Source organism: Mycobacterium sp. IS-1556, from assembly GCF_001499985.1.
Taxonomy (GTDB): Bacteria; Actinomycetota; Actinomycetes; order Mycobacteriales; family Mycobacteriaceae; genus Mycobacterium.
In genome coordinates this window covers 1-1132 of record NZ_LQIM01000035.1, presented here as the reverse complement: position 1 = coordinate 1132, position 1132 = coordinate 1, and the positions used below count along the sequence as shown (strand labels likewise).

Here is a 1132-nt window from a genome sequence, read left to right as displayed (position 1 = left end):
CTAGTGTCCTGAGTCATTAATTCCGGTCGAGTTGTTAGACTGGGTTATGCCGACTCCCCATGCCGCCGAGATCGTGTTGACCGATGCTGAGCGAGTAGAGTTGGAGGGTTGGGCGCGGCGACGCCGCAGCGCCGGGGACTTGGCGATGCGCTCACGAATTGTGTTGGCCGCAGCTGATGGCGGTTCCAATACCGAGCTATCGCAACGACTCGGACTTGCGATCACCACGGTGCGGCGGTGGCGTAACCGGTTTGCCGTCGATCGTCTCGACGGTCTGCTCGACGAACCGCGCCCGGGACGGCCACGAGTAGTTGGCGACGAGCGGATCAAGGACCTGATCACCACGACGCTGGAGACCACTCCACCTAATGCCACCCACTGGTCGACGCGATCGATGGCCGAGCACCTGGGATTGAGTCAGTCGATGGTGTCGCGAGTGTGGCGGGCGTTCGGATTGACTCCGCACAAACAGGATTCGTGGAAGTTGTCCAAGGATCCTCAGTTCGTGGACAAGGTGCGCGACGTGGTCGGACTCTACCTCGATCCTCCCGAACGAGCCGTCGTGCTGTGCGTCGACGAGAAGACCCAGATCCAGGCCCTGAACCGGACTCAACCCGTGTTTCCCATGCTGCCGGGGACGCCGGCGCGGGCCAGCCACGACTACGTGCGCCACGGCACATCGACCCTGTACGCCGCTCTTGATCTGGCCACCGGCAAGGTCATCGGCTCACTACACGCGCGTCACCGCGCCCGCGAGTTCCTGGCATTCCTGAAGAAAATCGACGCCGAGGTACCTGACGATCTGGACTGCCATGTCGTACTCGACAACGTCTCAACGCACAAGACACCCGCGGTAAAGCGCTGGCTGACAAACCATCCCAGATTCGTCTTGCACTTCACGCCCACCAGTTCATCTTGGCTGAACTTGGTCGAGCGCTGGTTCGCCGAGTTGACCACCAAGAAACTACGTCGCGGCACTCACACATCAGTGCGCCAGCTCAACACCGACATCCGCGCATGGATCGACACCTGGAACGACAACCCACGCCCCTACGTCTGGACCAAAACCGCCGATCAAATCCTCACCAGCATCGGCAACTACTGCACCAGAATTAATGACTCAGGACACTAG

The 1132-nt window shown here is 60.6% G+C and carries 1 protein-coding gene; it reads left to right on the top strand.

Annotated features, from left to right (window positions below; translation table 11 throughout):
- The first annotated feature begins 46 nt into the window (after positions 1-46).
- Positions 47-1132, top strand: coding sequence for an IS630 family transposase (locus AU187_RS18375; RefSeq protein WP_059167163.1), 1086 nt, complete (start codon positions 47-49; stop codon positions 1130-1132).